General features: G+C 72.9%; 15 protein-coding genes. 7 read left to right on the forward strand and 8 right to left on the reverse strand.

The genetic code is table 11. The annotated features are described in order from the left end of the window. Nucleotides 1-362 precede the first annotated feature (362 nt). On the reverse strand, nt 363-1352 hold the full coding sequence (locus tag AB0B29_RS28820; RefSeq protein WP_362244382.1) for an aldo/keto reductase: 990 nt from the start codon (nt 1350-1352) through the stop codon (nt 363-365). 434 nt (nt 1353-1786) lie between these two features. Here AB0B29_RS28820 and AB0B29_RS28825 point away from each other — a divergent pair, with 434 nt between their 5' ends. Further along, nucleotides 1787-3730 carry a glycosyltransferase family 2 protein gene (locus AB0B29_RS28825; protein WP_362244383.1) on the forward strand — a complete coding sequence of 648 codons (1944 nt, stop codon included), beginning with the start codon at nt 1787-1789 and terminating at the stop codon, nt 3728-3730. Nucleotides 3731-3734: 4 nt separating this feature from the next. Further along, a complete protein-coding gene (rfbC, locus tag AB0B29_RS28830) occupies nt 3735-4340 on the forward strand; it encodes a dTDP-4-dehydrorhamnose 3,5-epimerase (RefSeq protein ID WP_362244384.1) in 606 nt (201 codons plus the stop codon). Between the two features lie 148 nt (nt 4341-4488). On the opposite strand, the gene AB0B29_RS28835 is transcribed toward rfbC, so the two are convergent. The 6 genes from AB0B29_RS28835 to AB0B29_RS28860 form a co-directional block, all read right to left on the reverse strand. After that, on the reverse strand, nt 4489-5292 hold the full coding sequence (locus AB0B29_RS28835; RefSeq protein WP_362244385.1) for a class I SAM-dependent methyltransferase: 804 nt from the start codon (nt 5290-5292) through the stop codon (nt 4489-4491). 205 nt (nt 5293-5497) lie between these two features. Beyond that, nucleotides 5498-6373, reverse strand: coding sequence for a dTDP-4-dehydrorhamnose reductase (rfbD, locus tag AB0B29_RS28840; RefSeq protein WP_362244386.1), 876 nt, complete (start codon nt 6371-6373; stop codon nt 5498-5500). Beyond that, nucleotides 6370-7350 (reverse strand): dTDP-glucose 4,6-dehydratase, encoded by a 981-nt coding sequence (rfbB, locus tag AB0B29_RS28845; RefSeq protein WP_362244387.1) that lies wholly within the window; start codon nt 7348-7350, stop codon nt 6370-6372. The genes rfbD and rfbB overlap by 4 nt, the downstream gene beginning before the upstream one ends. After that, nucleotides 7347-8414 (reverse strand): glucose-1-phosphate thymidylyltransferase, encoded by a 1068-nt coding sequence (locus AB0B29_RS28850; protein WP_362244388.1) that lies wholly within the window; start codon nt 8412-8414, stop codon nt 7347-7349. Before AB0B29_RS28850 ends, rfbB begins: the two co-directional genes overlap by 4 nt. Before the next feature lie 114 nt (nt 8415-8528). Further along, entirely contained in the window at nt 8529-8711 is a 183-nt protein-coding gene (locus tag AB0B29_RS28855) for a hypothetical protein (protein ID WP_362244617.1), read from the reverse strand. Nucleotides 8712-8892: 181 nt separating this feature from the next. Beyond that, nucleotides 8893-9312, reverse strand: a complete 420-nt coding sequence (locus tag AB0B29_RS28860; RefSeq protein WP_362244389.1) for a CBS domain-containing protein — start codon at nt 9310-9312, stop codon at nt 8893-8895. A gap of 378 nt (nt 9313-9690) precedes the next feature. On the opposite strand from AB0B29_RS28860, the gene AB0B29_RS28865 reads away from it, so the two are divergent. Beyond that, a complete protein-coding gene (locus AB0B29_RS28865) occupies nt 9691-10386 on the forward strand; it encodes a type 1 glutamine amidotransferase domain-containing protein (RefSeq protein ID WP_362244390.1) in 696 nt (231 codons plus the stop codon). Nucleotides 10387-10468: 82 nt separating this feature from the next. Here the strand turns inward: AB0B29_RS28865 and AB0B29_RS28870 are convergent, their stop codons facing one another. Next, entirely contained in the window at nt 10469-12916 is a 2448-nt protein-coding gene (locus AB0B29_RS28870) for a SpoIIE family protein phosphatase (protein ID WP_362244391.1), read from the reverse strand. Nucleotides 12917-13101: 185 nt separating this feature from the next. Here AB0B29_RS28870 and lanKC point away from each other — a divergent pair, with 185 nt between their 5' ends. From lanKC to AB0B29_RS28890, 4 genes are all read left to right on the forward strand, one after another. Further along, nucleotides 13102-15696 carry a class III lanthionine synthetase LanKC gene (lanKC, locus tag AB0B29_RS28875; RefSeq protein WP_362244392.1) on the forward strand — a complete coding sequence of 865 codons (2595 nt, stop codon included), beginning with the start codon at nt 13102-13104 and terminating at the stop codon, nt 15694-15696. A gap of 85 nt (nt 15697-15781) precedes the next feature. Further along, nucleotides 15782-15898: a SapB/AmfS family lanthipeptide gene (locus AB0B29_RS28880; RefSeq protein WP_362244393.1), complete on the forward strand. Its 117-nt coding sequence runs from the start codon at nt 15782-15784 to the stop codon at nt 15896-15898. Between the two features lie 82 nt (nt 15899-15980). Further along, the gene (locus tag AB0B29_RS28885; RefSeq protein ID WP_362244394.1) at nt 15981-17834 is read left to right on the forward strand and encodes an ABC transporter ATP-binding protein; all 1854 of its coding nucleotides are present in this window, start codon (nt 15981-15983) and stop codon (nt 17832-17834) included. Beyond that, nucleotides 17831-19798 carry an ATP-binding cassette domain-containing protein gene (locus AB0B29_RS28890; protein ID WP_362244395.1) on the forward strand — a complete coding sequence of 656 codons (1968 nt, stop codon included), beginning with the start codon at nt 17831-17833 and terminating at the stop codon, nt 19796-19798. Before AB0B29_RS28885 ends, AB0B29_RS28890 begins: the two co-directional genes overlap by 4 nt. Nucleotides 19799-19875 lie beyond the last annotated feature (77 nt).

The raw sequence follows: 19875 nt of genomic DNA on the forward strand, positions 1-19875 counted from the left end.
CGACGACGTTGCGTCCCGGGTCGAGGAGTGGAAGTACCTGCCCGTCTGGCAGGTGGAGAGCCGGCCGGACGAGCCGGCGGCCCCGACCGGTGGGCGCACCGCCGAGCAGGAACGGCACATCCGCCGGATCTTCGCGCACCGGCTCCCCCTGGCGGAGGTGGCCCGCACCCTCGGCCGCCGGCCCGTCCTCCCCGACTTCCTGCCCGACGGCTTCGCCTGCTCGGCGTCGGCACCGTGGCCCGCGACCAGGCTGCAGACGGACACCCCCGACGGCCCTCCGGCGCGGCCTCGCCGAAAGACCCCTACACCGGGCCCGGGGGATGCCTTCACCCCCCGCGCGCCGGTGGTGCGGGCCTCTCCGCCTACCGGTTGACGGACCGCATGCCTGCCTCGTCGTACCGCTCACCGGCCGCCTCGGGCAGCTCCGCCTCGATGCGCGCCAGGTCGTCCTTCGACAGGTCGATGTCGACGGCCGCGGCGTTCTGCTCCAGGTAGGTGCGGCGCTTGGTGCCCGGGATCGGCACCAGGTCCTCGCCCTGAGCCAGCACCCACGCGATGGCCAGCTGAGCCGGCGTCACGTCCTTCTCGGCGGCGATCTCCTTCACCTTCGCCGCCAGCCGCTGGTTCGCCTCCAGATTGTCGTCCTGGAAGCGCGGGTTCTGGCGGCGCCAGTCGTTGGCGTCCAGGTCGTCCGGCGAGGCGAACCGCCCGGCGAGGAAGCCGCGGCCGAGGGGCGAGTACGGTACGAAGCCGATGCCCAGCTCCCTGCAGGCCGGCAGCACCTCGGCCTCCACGTCCCGCGACCACAGCGAGTACTCGCTCTGCACGGCCGTGACCGGGTGCACGGCGTGCGCACGCCGGATGGTCCGGGCGCTCGCCTCGCTCAGCCCGATGTAGCGCACCTTGCCCTCGGCGACCAGTTCACCCAGTGCGCCGACCGTCTCCTCGATGGGCACGTTCGGGTCGACCCGGTGCTGGTAGTACAGATCGATGTGGTCGGTTCCCAGGCGTTTCAGGGAGCCGTGGACGGAGCTGCGGACGTGTTCGGCCGAGCCGTCCTGCGGGCCGACCGTGCTGATGTCGCCCGGTACGGCGTCGTCCATCCGGTAGTTGAACTTCGTCGCGATCACATACTCGTCGCGGCGCCCCCGGATCGCCTCGCCGACGAGTGACTCGTTGGTGAGCGGGCCGTACATCTGGGCGGTGTCGAGGAAGTTCACCCCGAGGTCGAGGGCGTGCCGGATCGTCGCGACGCCCTCCTCCTCGTCGGAGGTTCCGTAGAAGGCGGACATGCCCATGCACCCCAGGCCGATGGCCGATACCTGCAATTCCCGCAGACTACGCTTCTGCATGTCGTGTCCCAGCCTTCCCTGCACGCTTGATCGTCCTTCGGGCGGCACGAAGTCTCCCGTCCATACAGGCACAGATGCCACCGCCCGGCACCCCGGAAGGAGCGGGCGCCGAGACGGCCTCGTGCGCCGTTCGTCGTCGACGCTATGACTTCGAGCGCACTCCATGGCAAGTGAGAGGTGAGGAAGCCCCTGGCGGGGCAGGGGTACGGCCGAGGGCCGGTCGCTCCGGCCCCGGGCCACGGTGTGGACGTCTCCGGCCGACGACCGCTTTGACCGCGAACAGACAGAGGCAGCAGCTCAGTTGCCCCGTGGGCGGAGATGATCACGGCGAGGTCTCGGAAGGTGAGACGACTTCGCCGAGCGGGTTAGCATCGGGCAACACGCAGTACAACAGGACGTCTACGGCAAGCGACCCGAAGGGGCCCGGAAACCCGATGCCGGTCAAGGTCAGCGTCATCGTCCCCGTGTACAACCCGGGGATCTACATCGAGGACTGCATCTCCTCGCTGCAGCGGCAGTCGCTGCCTCCCGACGAGTTCGAGGTGATCTTCGTCGACGACGGCTCGACCGACGAGACCCCGGCCCGGCTCGACGCGCTCGCGGCGGAGGACCCCCGGATGAGGGTCATCCACCAGGAGAACTCCGGCTGGTCGGGCAAGCCCCGCAACGTCGGCATCGAGGCCTCCCGGGGCGAGTTCGTGATGTTCGTCGACAATGACGACTACCTCGGCGACGAGGCCCTGGAGCGGATGTACGACTACGGCGTGGCCAACGGCGCCGACGTCGTCGTGGGCAAGATGGCCGGCAGGAACCGCGGGGTGCCGGTGGAGCTGTTCCGCCGCAACCGTCCGCGGGCCACCGTCGAGAACGCCCCGCTCATCGACAGTCTCACCCCGCACAAGATGGTCCGCCGGGCCTTCCTGGACCGCATCGGCCTGCGCTTCCCCGAGGGCAGACGGCGTCTGGAGGACCACGTCTTCATCGCCGAGGCGTATCTGCGCGCGGAGAACGTCTCGGTGCTCAGCGACTACGTCTGCTACTACCACATCCGCCGGGACGACGGCTCCAACGCCGGCTTCGAACGCTTCGACCCCGTCGGCTACTTCAGGAACCTGCGCGAGGCCCTCGACGTCGTCGAGCGGTACACGGAGCCCGGTGCGGTGCGGGACCGGCTGTTCCGGCGGTGGTTGCGCGTGGAGATGGTGGAGCGGCTGCGGGCGCGGCGGCTGCTGAGCCTGCCGGACGACTATCGCCGCGAGCTGTTCGGGGAGATCCACCAGGTCGTCGTCGAGCGCTTCGGGCCGGGTGTCGCGGCCGGACTGCAGCCGACGCAGCAGGTCATCGCCGCGCTGACGGCGGCCGACCGCTACGACGACGTGGTGGCCTTCGCGGAGTGGGAGGCGGGCGTCGCCCCCGCGGCGACCCCCGGTGACATCGAGTGGCGCGACGGCTCGCTCCGTATCGGCTTCACGGCCGAGTACCTGTCCGGCGGCGAGCCGATGCTGTTCCCCGCCGGCGCCGGGGCCGCGCCGCTCAGCGACGTGCCCAAGGACGTCACCGAGGCGGTCCGCTGGGTGGCCTCGGAGACCGCCGCGCGGTTCGGGCAGGCCACGGCCGATCTGCTGCTGCGGGAGCGCTCCAGCGCCGCGCAGTACTTCCAGCCGGTGGAGTTCACGCGCGAGACCGTGCCGGTCGGGGACGGCGAGGAGGTCCGGCTCGTGCTGCGGGCGACGGCCACGGTCGACCCGGCCGACCTGCCCCGCGAGGGTGCCTGGGACGCGCTCGTCCGGGTGAAGTCGGGCGGCTGGACCAAGGAGTGCCGGCTCGGCCCGGCGCCGTGCGAGGACCGGCCCACGCCCCACGCGGGAGTCGTCGGCGACCTCCCGGTGCTGCCGTACTGGACCCAGCCGCACGGCAACCTCTCCCTGGAGCTCGGCGCGCGCGGCAAGCGGCTCGGGCTGGGCCGGGTGCAGCTGGGAGACGTCACCGTCTCCGACGGGCGGTTCCGTGTCGTGCTCCCGGTGTACGTCACGGGCGACAGGGATGTCCGGCTGAGGTTCGTCTCCTCCAGCCGGATCCTGGAGACGTCCGGCACTCTCTCCCCCGACGCGGACGGAAGGGGCTCGCTGCTGGTGGCCGACCTGCCCGCCGAGGAGACCTCGGGCGACGTCTGGCGGATGGCCGTGTGCCTGAACCCCGGCGCCGAGGGGGCTCGCTTCGCCGGCCTGCCGTTCGCGCTGCGGACCGGGGGCGGGAGCGTGCTGGTGACGCCGCCGCCGGGGCCCGGTGTCGCGCTGCGGCTGGCCCGGCGCGCGCGACGCGTGCTCGGCGCCGCGCGCCGGAAGGTGGACTCCCGTATCAGGACCCGAGGACGGTGACGGCATGCGACCCCTGGGGATAGAGGGCGCCTGGGTCCTGGAACCCAAGATCTTCCCGGACGACCGGGGCAGCTTCCACGAGTGGTACCGCGCTGCGGAGTTCCGCGAGGCGACGGGGTACGACCTGTCGCTGGCCCAGGCGAACTGCTCGGTCTCACGGCGCGGCGTGCTGCGGGGCGTGCACTTCGCCGACGTGCCGCCCGGCCAGGCCAAGTACATCACGTGTGTACGCGGTGCCGTCCTGGACGTGGTGACAGACATCCGCGTCGGCTCCCCCACCTACGGGAGGTGGGAGGCCGTACGGCTCGACGACGACACACGCCACGCGGTGTTCCTCGCCGAGGGCCTCGGGCACGCCTTCATGGCCCTCACGGACGACGCGACGGTGGTCTACGTCTGCTCGGAGGGCTACGCGCCGGGCCGCGAACACGGCATTTACCCGCTCGACCCGGCCCTGGGCATCGAGTGGCCCGAGGGCATCACGCCGGTGCTGTCCGACAAGGACGCCGCGGCGCCGTCCCTGGCCGAGGCGGAGCGGTCAGAACTGCTTCCCGCGTACGCGGACTGCGCCGCCCACTACGAGCGGTTGCGGGGGCGGCTCGACAGCTGAGCTGCTTGAGCGGGCGGAGCCCGGCGGTTGCCGGACTCCGCCCGCTGCCGGCCGGAGTGACGTCGCCGGCCCGGCCTCGCTTGGGAGATGCCGCCGGAACAGCCGGCGAGCAGACCCGGCGGGAGGGTGTCGTTCGCACTCGCCGGGGTCAGGACTTGGCGTAGCGCTGCTTCAGCGCACTCCGCTTGTTGCTGCCCTCGGCGTTCCTGCCTTTTTCGATGATCACCAGGTTGTGGTAAAAGTGCACGCCGACGACGTTGAGATCCGTGTAGGTCGGCTCATAGCTTTCATCCACGAATTCCTCGTAGTTCAGCCCGTCCGTCAACCGCTTCAGCATCGCCATGCTGGTGTGCCGGGCGTCGAGGTCCTCGCTGCCCATCCATTCGGGCCAGTAGGACGACTGCGTGTCCTCGACGACGTAGATGCCGCCGTCCTTGAGCCGGGGGAAGAGCGTCTCGAACGTCGTGATCACGTGCGGGCTGCGGTGACTGCCGTCATCGATGATGACGTCCAGTTCGCCGATCTTGTCGGCGACGGCGTTCAGGGACGCGGGGTCGGACTGGTCGCCGACGAACGTCGTGATGCGGTCCTCGTCGACAAAAGACTTGTCGTGAATGTCCATTCCGAAGATCTGCGCCTTCGGGAAGAAGTGCTTCCACATGCGCAGCGATGCCCCGCCCTGCCCGGCCCGGCTGTAACCGCCGATTCCGATTTCCAGGAGGTTGAACGACTCGTTCTTCAGGTGCTGGAGATGGCGCTGGTAGTGCTGGGTGTACCGGTGCGTTCCCCATTTGTCCGTCTTGAAGTGCACGGCCAGTTTGTTGAGATCGCCGGAGATCGCTGCGAGTCCGGTCGGCTTGGCCGGCTGGCCGGAGAGGCGCTTCTTCAGCCGGCGCAGAACCCTCAGGTTCTTCTCGCCCAAGGCAGACTTCACAATCGTACGCATCGACATCGCGGGGGCGCTTCCTTTCATGGGGGCCTAGCGGTCGGACACCGGACGGTGGAGCGACTCACTGTCGGCGGGCTGCGAGGTGGCGTGGCCGACGCCGGGCGGGCGGGTACGCCTCACGCGGGTCGACGCGTCGTACGCGCCGCCGCGGCCGACATTCGGCGTCGCTCGGCACGCCACGCCGCACGGGGCGGGAACCCGTGCCGTCTCACTGGGACATCTCCTTGCGGATGCGGGGCAGTGCTTCGTGCAGGGCGGAACGCCAGTCGCGCGGCGGCGGCAGGCCTATCTCCTGCCACCGTCCGTGAGCGAGGGCGCTGTACGCCGGTCGGGGCGCCGGCCGGGGGAAGGCCGCGCTGCTGGTGGGGCGCACCCGGTCCGGGTCGGCGCCGATGAGGGAGAACACCTCGCGGGCGAGGTCGTACCAGGTGGCCTCGCCGGTGCTGGTCGCGTGGAAGATCCCGTGCGCGTCGGGGCCGAGCCGGGGGCCGAGGCCGGCGATCCGAGCGGCGACGTCCGCGCTCCAGGTGGGCTGACCGCGCTGGTCGTCGACGACGTCGAGGGTGTCCCGGCGGGCCTCGAGTCCGATCATGGTCCGCACGAAACTGGCGCCGTGGACGCCGTACAGCCACGCCGTGCGCACGATCGCGCTCGCCCCGGGCAGTTCCTCCAGGACGGCCTCTTCCCCGGCCAGCTTGGTGCGGCCGTAGGCGGTCCGCGGGCCGGTCGGGTGGTCCTCCGGGTAGGGGGTGGTGCGGGCCTCGCCGGAGAAGACGTAGTCCGTGGAGACGTGGATCAGGCGCGCGGAGTGCGCGGCGCAGGAGCGGGCCAGCAGGCGCGGCCCGACGCCGTTGATCTCCAGGGCGCGGGCCTCGTCGGTCTCGGCGTCGTCGACGGCCGTGTAGGCGGCGCAGTTCACGACGAGGTCGGGGCGGTGCTGCCGTACGGCGGCGTCGACGGCCGCGGGGTCCGTGATGTCCAGGGCGGCGCGGTCGAGGCCGACGACGCTCTCGCCGCGGCTCGTCAGTTCCTCGACGACGTCACGGCCGAGCATCCCGCCCGCACCGGTGATCAGCCACCTCATGACCGCTCCTGGGCGACGCGCTGCTTCAGGGGCTCCCACCAGGCGCGGTTGTCGCGGTACCAGGCGACGGTCTCGGCGAGGCCGGTGGTGAAGTCGTGGCGGGGGCGGTAGCCGAGTTCGTCGCGGGCCTTGCTGCAGTCGACGGAGTAGCGCAGGTCGTGGCCCTTGCGGTCCTCGACGTACTCCACCCGGTCCCATCCCGCCCCACAGGCGTCCAGGAGCAGGCCGGTGAGCTCCTTGTTGGTGAGTTCGGTGCCGCCGCCGATGTTGTAGACCTCGCCGGGCCGGCCCTTCGTGCGGGCGAGGTCGACGCCCTGGCAGTGGTCGTCCACGTGCAGCCAGTCGCGGATGTTGCGGCCCTCGCCGTACAGCGGCACCGTGTGGCCGTCGAGGAGGTTGGTGACGAACAGCGGGATGACCTTCTCGGGGAACTGGTGCGGGCCGTAGTTGTTGGAGCAGCGCGTGACGCGCACGTCCAGGCCGTGGGTGCGGTGGTAGGCGAGCGCGAGCAGGTCCGAGGAGGCCTTGGAGGCCGAGTAGGGGGAGTTCGGCTGGAGCGGGTGGTCCTCCGGCCAGGAGCCGGACTCGATGGAGCCGTAGACCTCGTCGGTGGAGACGTGCACGAAGGGGCCCACGTCGTGGCGCAGGGCGGCGTCCAGCAGGGTCTGGGTGCCGAGGACGTTGGTGCGGACGAAGTCGGCGGCGCCGCTGATCGAGCGGTCCACATGGGACTCGGCGGCGAAGTGCACGACCTGGTCCGCAACGGCCATCAGCTTGTCGACCAGTTCGGCGTCGCAGATGTCGCCCTGCACGAACTCCAGCCGCGGGTGGGTCAGTTCGAGGTTGTCGAGGGTGCCGGCGTAGGTGAGCTTGTCCAGCACGGTGATGCGCGGCGCGTCGGGCGCGTCCGAGGCGAGCAGGGCGCGGACGTAGCGGGAGCCGATGAACCCGGCGGCGCCGGTGACGAGGAGGTTCATGAAGTGATCTGCACCTTGCTGTGGTCTCCGAGGACGAGGCGGTGGGCGCTGGGGACGCTGGGGGCGGGGGTCACCTCGACGTGCCTGCCGATGAGCGAGGACTCGATCCGGCCGACGCCCTGGATCGAGGAGTCCCGCAGCACGATCGAGAACTCCAGTTCACTGTCGGTGATCCGGCAGTTCTCGGCGAGGGAGGTGAAGGGACCGATGTAGGAGTTGCTGACGACGGTGCCCGAGCCGATGACGACCGGTCCGACGACGCGGGAGCCCACGATCCGCGCGCCTTCCTCCAGGACGACGCGCCCGATGGTCTCCGAGGCCTCGTCGACGTCGCCGTCGATGCGGCGCTCCATGCCTTCGAGGACCGTGCGGTTCACCTCGAGCATGTCGCCGACGTTGCCGGTGTCCTTCCAGTAGCCCTTGATGACGGTGGAGCGCACGTCGGCGCGGGTGTCGATCAGGTGCTGGATGGCGTGGGTGATCTCCAGTTCGCCGCGCCAGGAGGGTTCGATGGCGCGCACCGCCTCGTGGATGAGGGGCGTGAACATGTAGACGCCGACCAGCGCGAGATCGCTCTTGGGCTGGTCGGGTTTCTCCTCCAGGCCGATGACCTGGCCGGACGGGTCGAGTTCGGCGACTCCGAAGGATCGCGGGTCGGCGACGCGGGTGAGCAGGATCTGGGCGTCGGGCCGGTTGCCGCGGAACTCGTCGACGAGGCCCGTGATGCCGCCGACGATGAAGTTGTCGCCGAGGTACATCACGAAGTCGTCGTCGCCGAGGTAGTCCCGGGCGATCAGTACGGCGTGAGCAAGCCCGAGGGGCCGCTCCTGGGGGATGTAGGTGACGTCCAGGCCGAACTTCGAGCCGTCCCCGACCGCCTCCTGGATCTCCGCGGCCGTCTCCCCGACGATCATGCCCACATCGGTGATGCCGGCGTCCGCGAGCGACTCCAACCCGTAGAACAGCACGGGCTTGTTGGCCACGGGGACGAGTTGCTTGGCCGACGTGTGCGTGATCGGCCTCAGTCTTGTTCCTGCGCCGCCGGACAGCACGAGAGCCTTCATTCGGTTCACCTTAGTCGTGAACCGACGGATGTGAACATCACTTCTTTTGGTTGCCGAAGCGCGGAGTTACCGGGATCGTCACCGCGCCGTGCTGCGGAGGAGCGTCAGGGGGGATCAGTCCTCGCCCCGGACGATGTTCCACTCCGAGCCGGAGCGCATCGTGCCGGGGGTTCCCCGGTCTCCCACGGCGGGGAGGCAGGTCCGCAGCGCGGCCTTTCCGCGCAGACGGCGTGCCTTCGACCAGCCGGTCTCGTACTGGCGGACGACGGGCTTCTCACTGGTGTCCATGGACTCCACGACTCATCATCTTCCTTCTGGTTCCGCTGCTGTTCGAGTGCCCGGCGAAAAACCGAACAAACCCGGCGCGAAACACTCGCACGACCGCGATCGAACTTCTTTTCCCCGGCCTGGCGTTCGGACGCATGCAACGGTCCCGCGCCCCCAGCAGGGGCGCGGGACCGTCCGATGGGGTGCTCTGTCAAGCATTGGGGCGCGCGGCGCTGATGTCGCCGAGCGCCGACTCGGGGTCGCGTTCCATGGCCATGTCTCCCAGGGAGACGATGCCCACGGGGTGCCCGTGGTCGACGACCGGGATGCGGCGCACGGAGTGCTCGCGCATCAGCTCCACCGCCTGTGTCAGGTCCTCGTCGGGGCCGACGGTGACCAGCTCGTCGCTGCACGCGGCGGCCACGCTGATCCGCTCCGGGTCGCCGCCCTTGCTGACCGACCGCACCACGAGGTCACGGTCGGTGACCAGGCCCCGGAGGTGGTCGCCGTCCGTCACCAGGACGGCCCCGAGGTCCTCGTCGCGCATGATGCGAGCCACCTCGGCGACGGAGGTCTGCGGCTCGACGGTGACCGGGTCGACGGTCATGATGTCGCGGACATGCTGAGCCATGATGTGTCTCTACCTTTTCCTTCTTCGGCTCGTGGCGGTCTCTCCGTCCTGTGCCACGCCGGGTACCCGGCCGTCGCGCGGCATCACCACGTGTGGCCGGCCGTCGGCAGCCGGTCGCGGACGAGGGCTCGGCGGCACACCGAGCCCGGCGCCGGCGTGCGCAGCGGGGTGAGGTCGGGCGGGGCGGGTAGAGGTGGTGCCGAGGGGGACGATGGGCCCCACGGGGTCCGGCACCAGTGCGCCGCGCCATGGGGAGACCTATGGCTGCCACAGGGCAGACCAGGGGAAAACCTGCGGTCCGCGGCGCCTACGGTCGTCCTCGCCCGAGTCATCGCCGCACTGTTCGACCGCGGCCCGTCTCTTGGAGATGCACCCACCATGCCGAAGATCCTCTTCGTCGTCACCGGCGCCGACACCTGGACCCTGGCCGACGGCACCGGGCACCCCACCGGCTTCTGGGCCGAGGAGGCCGTCGCCCCGTACGAGGCGTTCCGGGCCGCCGGGCACGAGGTCGTCGTGGCCACGCCCGGCGGTGTCGAGCCCCCCGTCGACCGGGCGTCCCTGGCCCAGGAGGTGAACGGGGGGCAGGAGAACGCCGACCGGATCGCGAAGGCACTGGAGTCGTTCACCGAGCTGCGGCATCCCCTGCGGCTCGAGGACGTCCGGCTGGAGGACTACGCGGCTGTCTTCTACCCCGGTGGCCACGGCCCGATGGAGGACCTCGCCGTGAACTCCGACTCCGGCCGGCTGCTCGCCCGGGCCCTTGAGTCGGGCAGGCCGCTCGGTGTCGTGTGCCACGGCCCGGCCGCGCTGCTGGCCGCCGTCGGGGCCGACGGCCGCAATGTCTTCGCCGGCTACGAGGTCGCGGCGTTCACCAACGCCGAGGAGGTCCAGGGCGGCCTCGCCGACCGTGCCGCCTGGCTGCTGCAGGACCGTCTCACCGAGGCCGGCGTGACCGTGCGGGCCGGGGAGCCGTGGGCCCCGCACGTGGTCACCGACCGCAATCTGGTCACGGGCCAGAACCCCGCGTCGTCGGCGCCGCTGGCGGAGGAACTCCTGAAGCGGCTGGCCTGAGCAGTCGCCCGGACCGGAGGTGCTCAGCAGCCCGCCCGGCCGAAGGGCGCCCAGCCCAACGCCCGGCCCGGGCCGGAGGTGCTCAGCGGCCCAGCACCAGTTCCGCCCATACCTGCTTGCCGCCGCTGACCGGCAGGGTGCCCCAGGTCGCTGCGAGGGCCTCGACGAGGAGGATGCCCCGGCCGCCGGTGGCCTCCCAGCCGATGCTGGTCGGTCTGACCGGTGAGCGGGGGGAGGCGTCGGCGATGGCGATGCGCAGCCGGTTGTTGACGAGGGTGAGGTCCATGCGGACCTTGCCGTCGGTGTGCACGAGGGCGTTGGTGACGAGTTCGGAGACGACGAGGAGGGCGGCGTCGTACTCGGCGGTGACGCCCCAGGAGCGCAGGGTGCGCCGGGCGAAGCGGCGGGCGTGCCCGACGGCCTGCGGCACTCGCCAGACCGTCCAGCTCTCCCGCAGCGGGCGCAGGTCCATGCCGTCGTAGCGCAGCAGGAGCAGGGCGACGTCGTCGCTGCGCGGGGCGTCGCCCAGGAGGGCGTCGGCGACCAGCCCCAGGTCGGCGGGGGCTGCGTCCGCCAGCCGCCCGGCGAAGTGGTCCATGCCTTCGTCGATGTCGGTCTCGGGCGTCTCCACGAGCCCGTCCGTGGCCAGGGCGATCACGGTGCCGGGCGGGAGCCGCAGCGGGCTCATGGGGAAGTCGGCCCGGGTGACCACTCCGAGAGGCGGGCCGCCCTCGGACTCCGCGATCTCGGTCCGGCCGTCGGGGTAGCGGAGCACCGGCGGCAGATGCCCGGCCCGCACACACCAGGCCGCGCCCTCCTCCAGGTCCACGTCGACGTAGCAGCAGGTGGCGAAGAGGTCGCTCTCCATGTCCGTCAGCAGCCGGTTGGCGTGCGCGACCACCACGTCCGGCGGGTGCCCCTCGACGGCGTAGGCGCGCAGGGCCGTGCGCATCTGGCCCATGAGGGTGGCGGCGCCCGCGCTGTGGCCCTGGACGTCCCCGATGACGAGGGCGACGTGGTGGTCGGGCAGCGGGATGACGTCGTACCAGTCGCCGCCGAGTTCGAGCCCGGCCGTGCTGGGCAGGTAGCGGGCGACGGCCACCGCGCCCGGCAGCCGGGGCAGGCTGCGCGGCAGCAGCTGGCGCTGGAGCATGCCGACGAGTTCGTGCTCGGCGTCGAAGGCCCGGGCCCGCACCAGGGCCTGTCCGGCGAGGCCGGCGCAGGCGGTGAGCAGGGCGCGTTCGTCGGTGCCGAAGTCGTGCGGGGTGTCCCAGCCGATCAGGCAGGCGCCGGCCATGCGGTTCCCGGCGGGCAGCGGCAGGACGGCGAGGCCGCCGGGGCCCACCTCGGCCAGGGCGCGCTCCAGGGGGCTGCCCGCGGGCCAGATGCGGGCCCGGCCCTCGCGCAGTGCGGCGGCGAGGGTGGGCATCGCGCGCACGGGCGCGTCGGGCCACTCGGTACGCCACTCCGACCGCCACAGCTCGGGCCATGCCTCGGGTTCGGGCGGGTCGAGGACGGTGACGACGAGACGCTCGCTCTCCAGCTCGGCGAGGGCGATCCGGTCGGCCCGCAGCGGCCTGCGCAGCGCGGCGACCACGGCCTTGCCCACGTCGCGGACGGTGACGGCGGTGGCCAGCGCGGCGGCCAGGCGCTGGACCCGGGCCACGTCGGTGACGTCGGAGCGGAGCGTGGAGGCGTCGACGACCGTGCCCACGAGCCGTGCCGGACGGCCCTCGCCGCCGGGCAGCAGGCGCCCGCGCAGCCGGAGCCACTTCGGCGGACCGGCGGGCTGCAGCACCCGGAACTCCAGCTCGCGGTCGCCGATCGACATGTGGTCGGCCTCCACCACGGACATCAGCGACGGCAGGTCCTCGGGGACGGTGAGGCCGAGCAGTGTCTCGACCCGGCCGTCGAACTCCACCGGTTCCAGACCGAACAGGTCCAGCAGGTCGTCGCCGACCCGGACGCGGCCGGTGTCCATGGCGAGGGTGAAAGCGCTCGGTGGCAGGTCGCCGGCCTCCGCGGGTGCGGCCGGGGCGGTGAAGGCGACCGCGTCGGAGATGAGCTCCAGGCACCTGAGGTCGTCGGCGGCGAAGCCGTCGGGGCGTTCACTCACGGCCAGCAGGCAGCCGCCGTCCCCCTGTACCGGCAGGGCCGTCAGGAAGAAGTCCCGGGAGGGCACGCGCCGCGCGTGGGCGTGCTCGGCGAGTTCCGCCGGGCCCAGTGACACCGGCCGTCCACGGCGCAGGGCCTCGGCGACGGGGGACCGCCCGGCGCGCGGGTAGCTGTCGCGCAGTCCGTACAGGGTCCTCGGGACCCCGGCCGACTCCATCAGGCACAGCAGCTCGCCGTCCTCGCTGGGGGCGTAGACGGCGGCGAGCGCCGCACCGGCGAAGACGAGGGCCTGTTCGAGGACGCGGCGCAGCCGTTCGGGCGACGTCTGATCGATCGCGATCGCCTTGAGGGCACCTTCGGCACGCAGTGTCCGCGTTCCGCGCTCCTGGGCGCCCTGACTGACCACGTTGGCCATTACAGCGCTAATGAGACACCTGCGCAGCCCCTGGGGGCGTTCCGTGGACCGGCGCCGACGCGGTCGCTCGAATGAAACCGAACATGTCTTGACGCATGCGTTCCGCACGGTGTTCTCGTGACAGGCGTGACTGTGCGTGCACGGCGGGTGGCTGGAAAGCTCGGTGCTCGTCAGGAGGGGGACGCATGGACAAGCGGTACGAGGTGTACGCGCTCGCCGACCGGCATTTCTACGAGACGCCGGACCGGCTGGCGCGGGGCGCGCAAGGGACGGCCGCCCACCTCTACGAGACGGCCCGCCGGCCGCTGCCCGAGGGCTGGGAGTCGGCCCGGATCGGCGACTGGCAGACGATGACGCCGCTCGGCCCGGACGGGAAACCGCTGCAGGGCCCGGCCCAGGGGTGGAAGATCCACGCCTCGGCGACCCGGGCGAACGCGGAGGACATCGCCCGGATCGTGTGGGACTACTGCGTCGAGCGGCGCGTCCCCTTCAAGTTCGTGCCGGGACCGCACCTGCTCCACCTGCGCAACACCAAATACGCGCCGCGCGACGGCAGCGGCAAGTTCGTCACCGTCTACCCCGGCGACGAGGACCAGCTGCATCAGGTGCTGCGTGAGCTGGGCGCCCTCCTGGAGGGGTTCGAGGGGCCGTACATCCTCACCGATCTGCGCTGGGGCGAGGGGCCGCTGTACGTGCGCTACGGCGCCTTCGCCCGTGCGTTCGTCGTGGACGACCGGGGCTCGCTGGTGCCGGCGGTGCGCGACGGCGAGGGGCGGCTGGTGCCGGACCGGCGGTCGCCGTCCTTCCAGGTGCCCGAGTGGGTGACGCTGCCGGCGTTCCTCAAGCCGCACCTCGACGCGCGGAACAACACGACGACGGGTGAGCTGCCGTACCGCATCGAGAAGGCGCTGCACTTCTCCAACGGCGGTGGGGTGTACGCCGGCACCGACACCCGTGACGGGCGCAAGGTCGTCCTCAAGGAGGGCCGCCCGCACGCGGGTCTCGCCTCGGACGGCGCCGACGCGATCGCCCGGCTGGAGCGGGAGAAGCGGGCGCTGGAGCAGGTCGCGGGCACCGGCGTGGTGCCGGAGGTGCGCGACTGGTTCGAGCTCGGCGGCCACCGCTTCCTGGTGATGGACTTCCTGGAGGGCCGCCCGCTCAATTCCTTCTTCGCCGAGCGGCATCCCCTGCTCACCCAGGACCCCGACGCGGAGGCGGTCGCCTCCTACACGGCCTGGGCGCTGCGCATCCACCGCAAGGTGGAGGAGGCCGTGGCGGCGGTGCACGCCCGGGGCATCGTCTTCAACGACCTGCACGTCTTCAACATCATGGTCGCCCCGGACGAGGAGACGGTGTTCCTCCTCGACTTCGAGGCCGCGGCCCCGACCGAGGAGAACGGCCGTCAGGTCGTCGCCCACCCCGGGTTCTTCGCGCCGCCGGACCGCCGGGGAGCCGACATCGACCGCTATGCGCTGGCCTGTCTGCGGCTGGCCCTGTTCCTGCCGGTGACCACGTTGTTCGTGGTCGACCGCGGCAAGGCGGCGCATCTGGCCGACGTGATCTCGCAGCAGTTCCCGGACGTGCCGCGGGAGTTCCTCGACCAGGCGGTGTCCGAGATCACGCGGGAGGTGTCCGGCCGTACGGCGGCCCCTCCCTCCGCGCCGGTGGATCCGGGCGACTGGCCGTACAGCCGCGACTCGATGGTCAAGGCCATCCTCGCCTCGGCCACCCCGGAGCGGGACGACCGGCTGTTTCCGGGTGACGTCGCCCAGTTCTCCGACGGCGGCGGGCTCGGCCTCGCACACGGCGCCGCGGGGGTGCTGTTCGCACTGGACGCGGCCGGCGCCGAGCGGTACGAGGAGGGCGAGCGCTGGCTGCTGGATCACACGGCACCGGCCCCGGTCGGTACCCCGCTCGGCCTGTACGACGGGCTCGCCGGCGTCGCCCTGCTCCTCGACCGGCTCGGGCACCGGCAGCGGGCGCTGGACCTGGTCGAGGGCATCCTCGCCGAGCGGTGGCAGAACCTCTCCTCCGACCTGCACGGCGGACTGGCCGGGCTGGGCCTGGTCCTCGGGCACCTGGCCCGCACGACCGGCGAGACGGAACTGGGCTTGCGGGCCCACGAGGCCGCGCGGATCCTCGTCCAGCGCCTGACCGAGCCGGTCCCGGCCACGTCCCGGCCACGCGCCGGGCTGCTGCGCGGCGCGAGCGGTGCCGCCCTGCTGATGCTGCGGCAGTACGAGTGGACCGGCGAGGAGGCCTGGCTGGAGGCGGCGGCCGTGGCCCTGCGCCGGGACCTGGCGTCCTGCGTGACCCGCGAGAACGGGTCGCTGGAGGTCGACGAGGGCTGGCGGACCATGCCCTACCTCGGCGACGGCAGCGCGGGCCTCGGCATGGTCCTCGACGACCTCGTGTTCCACTCCCCCGGTCTCGCCGAGGAGTTCGACACCGCGCGCTCCGGGGTGCTGACCGCGGCCACCTCGCGCTTCTACGCGCAGCCCGGACTGTTCCAGGGCCGCGCCGGAATGATCCTGCATCTCAGCCGCACGACCACGCCGGGCGCGACCGGGGACCGGCTGGCCGCGCAGGTCGCCGGGCTCGGCTGGTTCGCGATGACCTACGAGGGCCAGCTGGCCTTCCCCGGCCACCAGATGATGCGGCTCTCCATGGACCTCGCCACCGGAACGGCAGGGTGCCTGCTGGCGCTCGGCGCGGCCCTCGACCCGACGACCGGCGCCCATCTGCCGTTCCTCCCGCCGCCGAACAGGCGGCCCCACTGACGCGGTTCCGCGATCCCGCGGAGTCGTGACACCACCCCGTCCCCACGGATGACCACGGACGGACACCCAACCGGAAGGAATCACCATGGCACTTCTCGACCTGCAGACCATCGAGACCGAAGAGCTCTCCACCGGCGGCGGCAACAGCACGGTGAGCCTGCTCTCCTGCATCAGCGCCGCGAGCGTTCTGCTCTGTCTCTGATCTACGGTCTGCTCGCTCCGGGCGGCTCTCTTCCTTCGGGGAGGGGCCGCCCGGGGTCCTTCCCGTTCCAGGAAAGGCCCGTATGACCTCGCGCGGCGACGACGACCCGGCGGCCGGACACGCGCGCACGCTGCTGCGCACGGCCACCCGGTACAGCGGGTCCCGCTGTGTGGCGCTGTGCCTGGTGAGCATCGCCGCGACGGGTGGCGGACTGCTGCTTCCGGTCGTGCTCGGCCGGGCCCTCGATCTTCTGCTGGCGCACGCCCCGGCGACCCGCTGGGTGCTCTGCTGCGCCGGCCTCGTCCTGCTGCTCGGTCTGCTCGACGCGGCCCAGACCGTCCTCACCGGCACCGTCGACGCCCGGACCACCGCATGGCTGCGCCGCCGGCTGACCGGGCACGTCCTCGGCGTCGGACCACGCGCCGCGGACCGCTTCGGCTCGGGTGACCTCGTCGCGCGCCTGGTCGGCAACGCCGCCGAGGCGGGCACCGGCCCGGCGGCCCGCGCGGCGCTGCCGGCCGCACTCGCCGGTCCCGTCGGCGGGCTGGTCGCACTGGCGCTGATCGACTGGTGGCTCGCGGCCGCGTTCCTCGCCGGGGCACCCGTGCTGGCCCTTCTCCTGCGCGCCGTCTCGCGGGACACCTCCGAGAGCGCGTCGCGCTATCAGCAGGCCCAGGGCCGGATCGCGGCCGCGCTGGCCGAGGCCGTCGAAGGGGTCCGCACCGTCCGGGCGGCCGGTACGGAGCGCCGCGAGGCGGCCCGTGTGCTGCGGCCGCTGCCCGATCTGTCCCGGGCCGGGCACCGCATGTGGCGGGTGCAGGGCCGGGCCGCGGCCCGGGCGGTCGCCGTGGCACCGCTGCTGCAGCTCGCGGTCGTCGCCGTGGCCGGGGTCCTGCTCGGCCGGGACCGGCTCTCGGTGGGCGAGGTGCTCGCCGCCTCGCGGTACGCGGTGCTCGCCACCGGCGTAGGGATGCTGGTCGGGCAGCTCGCGGGCCTGGCCCGGGCCCGGGCCGCGGCCCGGCGTCTGGGCGAGGTCGGGACCGAGCCCGCCACCGCGTACGGTGCCCGCCGGCTGCCCGACGGCCCCGGGCGGCTGGAGCTGCGCGGGGTGACGGCCCGGCGCGGCGGGCGCACCGTGCTCGACGGGGTGGACCTCGACGTGCCGGGCGGCACGACGCTGGCGGTGGTCGGCCGGTCCGGCTCCGGCAAGTCGCTGCTGGCCGCGCTCGCCGGACGGCTGGCCGACCCGGACGGCGGCCAGGTGCTCCTCGACGGAGTGCCGCTGCGCGAGCTGCCGCACGACGACCTGCGCGGCGCCGTCGGCTACGCCTTCGCCCGCCCCGCCCTCCTCGGCGGCACGGTCGGGCAGGCGATCGGCCTCGGCCTGCCGTCCCCCTCCCCCGGCCGGATCCGTGAGGCGGCCCGCACGGCCCTCGCCGACGACTTCGTACGCCGCCTCCCCGACGGATACGACACGGCCGTCGCCGACGCCCCCCGTTCCGGCGGCGAGTCCCAACGGCTGGGCCTCGCCCGGGCGTTCGCCCACGGGGGACGTCTGCTGATCCTCGACGACGCCCTCTCCAGCCTCGACACGGTGACCGAACGCCGCATCACCGACGCCCTCTTCGGCGACGGCCCCGGCAGCACCCGGCTCCTGGTCGCCCACCGCGGCGCGACGGCCGCGTGCGCCGACGCCGTGGCGTGGCTGGACGGCGGGCGGGTGCGGGCGGTGGGACGGCACGAGGAGCTGTGGCGGCTGGCGGAGTACCGGGCGGTGTTCGCGGACGGGGCGGGCCCCGCCGACTCCCCCGCGCAAGACGGCGGTTCACAACCGGTCCCCGGCCCCCGGGGCGGGACGAGCGGGGAGAAGGACGTGAACGGCGTGAGCGGCCGGACGTGTGCGGGGTGCGGCTGCCGGGGACGGGAGTGCTCATGACGTCCTCCACCGGTCTCCCCGCCCGGGGCCTGCGCTTCCTGCTGGCCCACCGGCGGGTCCTGGTGCGGCTCACCGTCTGGTCCGTGCTGGAGACGGGACAGACGTTCCTCATCGGGTACGGCCCCGCCCGGGCCCTGGACGAGGGGTTCCTGCGCGGCCGGGCGGACGTCGGACTGCTCTGGCTGGCGGTGACCGGTCTGGGGGTCCTGCTGGGCGCGTACGGCACCGCCCGGGTCTACGCCGCCGTCGCCGACCTGGTCGAGCCGCTCCGTGACCGGCTCGTGGAACGGGTGGTCGCGCGCGGGGTGCGCGGCGGTGACGCGGGATCGCTGTCCGGGCTCACCCAGCAGGTGGAGATCGCCCGGGACACCTTCGCGGGACTGGTCATGGTCTCCCGCTCCTTCGTGTTCACCGCCGTCGGCGCCCTGGCGGGCCTGTTCGCGCTGGCGCCGCCGCTTCTGCTGGTCGTGGGACCGCCCCTGGCCGCCGGTATGGCGCTGTTCGCCGCGACGCTGCGGCCCCTCGCCCGGCGGCAGGAGACCTTCCTCGTCGCCGACGAGGCGCTCGCCGGTGATCTCGGCACCGTCTGCCCGGGCCTGCGCGACATCACGGCGACCGGCGCGGAGGAGCAGGTCGCCGCCGGCACCGGGGAACGCGTCGAGGCTGAACTGCGGGCGGCGCGCGCGCTCGCCCGCTGGGGCGTGCTGCGGGTGGCGTCCCTGACGATCGGCGGGCAGCTGCCGATCGTGCTGCTGCTCGCCGCCGCCCCCTGGCTCCTGGCCCACGGCGTCACCACGGGCGCCCTGGTCGGTGCCCTCTCCTACGTCACCCAGTCCCTGCTCCCCGCCCTGCGCAACCTGATCCACGGTCTGGGCACGAGCGGCTCCCGCCTGACGGTGGTACTGCGCAGACTGACCAGGCCGGACACCGCCGACGACACCGCCCCGCTTGTCCCGGCGACGAACCCCCGCCCGGACGCCACCACGGCGGACAGGTCCCGGCCGACCGGCGAACCCCGTTCCGCCCACCGCCCGGGCGCGCCCCACCCGGACGGGAACACCCGCCCGGCGCACACCATGACCGCCGCCGACAGGCCCCGACCGGGAGGCGGTGCCGTCCTGGCCGGTCACAGCCTCCCCGGCGGCGGCGAGCCCCACCCCGCCGGGAGCCGCTCCCCCTCGAACGACGGCTGCGCCGTGCCGGCCCCCGACGCCCCTTCCCGGAACCAAGCCGCCGCGGAGCCGCCCCCGGCCGTCTCCCTCGCCTCCGTCACCTTCGCCTACGGCCCCGCCAGTGCGCCCGTCGTCCACGACCTCGACCTCGACCTTGCGCCCGGAGCGCACCTGGCCGTCGTCGGTCCCAGTGGCACCGGCAAGTCCACGCTCACCGCGCTCGTGGCAGGGCTGCTCACGCCCACGCGCGGCAGCGTCAGGGTGGGCGGGCACCCCGTGCCCGGCCCCGCGGCGGCCGCCGCGCGGGTGCTCATCCCGCAGGAGGCGTACGTCTTCAGCGGCACGCTGGCCGAGAACCTCGGCTACCTGCGTCCGGATGCGGTGCCCGAGGAGGAGCTGCTGGCCGCGGCCGAGGCGGTGGGTCTCGCCCCGCTGGCCGAGCGGCTCGGGGGGCTCGGCGCCCGGGTCGACCCCCCGGCGCTGTCGGCCGGCGAACGGCAGCTGGTCGCGCTGACCCGGGCCTATCTGTCGTACGCCCCGCTCGCCCTGCTGGACGAGGCGACCTGCCATCTGGACCCGGAGACGGAGGAACGCGCGGAGCGGGCGTTCGCCGCCCGGCCGGGCGGGACCCTGGTGGTGGTGGCCCACCGCATCAGCTCGGCCCGCCGCGCCGGTCACGTCCTGGTGATGGACGGCCGGAGCACGGCGTACGGCGGGCATGAGGAGCTGCTGCGGTCCTCGGCGCTGTACCGGGACCTCGTCGGGAGCTGGTCTCCCGCACTGGCCCGGTAGGTCCCGTCCTTCGGATCGGCTCGGCCATGAGGTGCGGTTCTTCTCAGCCGGCCCGAGCGAGCCCTGCCACGAGACGC

The sequence above is a fragment of the Streptomyces tibetensis genome (assembly GCF_040647715.1).
Taxonomy (GTDB): Bacteria; Actinomycetota; Actinomycetes; order Streptomycetales; family Streptomycetaceae; genus Streptomyces; species Streptomyces tibetensis_A.

Coding starts and splice junctions, on each gene's coding strand:
- AB0B29_RS28820 (WP_362244382.1), bottom strand. CDS start 1,352: ATGCAGAAGCGTAGTCTGCGGGAATTGCAGGTATCGGCCATCGGCCTG.
- AB0B29_RS28825 (WP_362244383.1), top strand. CDS start 1,787: ATGCCGGTCAAGGTCAGCGTCATCGTCCCCGTGTACAACCCGGGGATC.
- rfbC (WP_362244384.1), top strand. CDS start 3,735: ATGCGACCCCTGGGGATAGAGGGCGCCTGGGTCCTGGAACCCAAGATC.
- AB0B29_RS28835 (WP_362244385.1), bottom strand. CDS start 5,292: ATGTCGATGCGTACGATTGTGAAGTCTGCCTTGGGCGAGAAGAACCTG.
- rfbD (WP_362244386.1), bottom strand. CDS start 6,373: ATGAGGTGGCTGATCACCGGTGCGGGCGGGATGCTCGGCCGTGACGTC.
- rfbB (WP_362244387.1), bottom strand. CDS start 7,350: ATGAACCTCCTCGTCACCGGCGCCGCCGGGTTCATCGGCTCCCGCTAC.
- AB0B29_RS28850 (WP_362244388.1), bottom strand. CDS start 8,414: ATGAAGGCTCTCGTGCTGTCCGGCGGCGCAGGAACAAGACTGAGGCCG.
- AB0B29_RS28860 (WP_362244389.1), bottom strand. CDS start 9,312: ATGGCTCAGCATGTCCGCGACATCATGACCGTCGACCCGGTCACCGTC.
- AB0B29_RS28865 (WP_362244390.1), top strand. CDS start 9,691: ATGCCGAAGATCCTCTTCGTCGTCACCGGCGCCGACACCTGGACCCTG.
- AB0B29_RS28870 (WP_362244391.1), bottom strand. CDS start 12,916: ATGGCCAACGTGGTCAGTCAGGGCGCCCAGGAGCGCGGAACGCGGACA.
- lanKC (WP_362244392.1), top strand. CDS start 13,102: ATGGACAAGCGGTACGAGGTGTACGCGCTCGCCGACCGGCATTTCTAC.
- AB0B29_RS28880 (WP_362244393.1), top strand. CDS start 15,782: ATGGCACTTCTCGACCTGCAGACCATCGAGACCGAAGAGCTCTCCACC.
- AB0B29_RS28885 (WP_362244394.1), top strand. CDS start 15,981: ATGACCTCGCGCGGCGACGACGACCCGGCGGCCGGACACGCGCGCACG.
- AB0B29_RS28890 (WP_362244395.1), top strand. CDS start 17,831: ATGACGTCCTCCACCGGTCTCCCCGCCCGGGGCCTGCGCTTCCTGCTG.